Here is a 1,046-nt window from a genome sequence, read left to right on the forward strand (position 1 = left end):
AGTTCTTCCCCCTGCGCGGGGTGGAATCCGGTAGGACTGTGGTCGTGACGCGTAGGCAACTCACCAATGCTCAGTGGAAGTTCATCGAGCCGTATCTGCCGATCGGTAGGTACGGCCCGTACCCGGAACGGTTGCGGGAGCAGTTCGAGGGTGTGATCTGGCGGTTCCGCTCCAGCGCCCAGTGGCGGGAGATGCCTGCCGAGTTCGGCCCCTGGGCGACTGTCTACGGGCGTTTCCGGGTCTGGCGGGACGCCGGTGTCTTCTCCGCGCTGCTGGAAGGCCTGATCGCTGAGGGTGCCCGCGCGGGAGGAACAGACTTGTCGCTGGTCAGCGTGGACTCCACTACGGTCCGCGCCCACCATGACGCCGCAGGGATGCGCGTCAGCAAGCACCTCATGGAGGCCCTGGAAGAAGCCGCGCAGGAACAGGAGGCGGCCCGGCAAAAAGGGGCGGGTCAGAGGAACAGAACGGACAGGCCGAGCGTCGACGCATCCGGCGCAGACGCAAGATCCGCCTGAAAGAGGCCCTGCTCGGAAGGTCCCGTGGCGGACTGACCAGCAAGATTCATCTCGCCGCGGACCGCAGATGCCGTCCGCTCGCGCTGGTCCTGACCGCCGGGCAGGCCGGGGACAGCCCGCAGTTCATCCCCGTGCTCAAGAGGGTGAGAATCCGCCTGCCCGCCGGCCGTCCCCGCACCAGACCGGACGCGGTCGCCGCGGACAAGGCGTACTCGTCCCGCGGCAACCGCTCCTACCTGCGTAGACGCGGTATCAAGGCAGTCATCCCCGAAAAGAAGGACCAGGCCGCCAACCGGAAGAAGAAGGGCGCCCGAGGCGGCCGGCCCGTCAGCCACGACGCCGACCTCTACAAGGAACGGAACACCGTCGAGCGCCTGATCAACAAGCTGAAGGCCTGGCGAGGCATCGCCACCCGATACGACAAGTCACCCGAGAGCTACCTCGCCGGCCTCCACCTCCGCGCCGCAATGATCTGGATCGACGACCTGCTGAAGGCTCCCGAATGATCACGACATCACACAGGCCCTA

At 66.5% G+C, this 1,046-nt stretch carries 1 pseudogene; it reads left to right on the forward strand.

The features are described 5' to 3' along the window. The first annotated feature begins 44 nt into the window (after nt 1–44). Nucleotides 45–1,024: pseudogene (locus ABZY44_RS37785) on the forward strand (IS5 family transposase). Nucleotides 1,025–1,046: the final 22 nt, after the last annotated feature.

The sequence above is a fragment of the Streptomyces sp. NPDC006544 genome (genome assembly GCF_040611715.1).
Classification (GTDB): Bacteria; Actinomycetota; Actinomycetes; order Streptomycetales; family Streptomycetaceae; genus Streptomyces.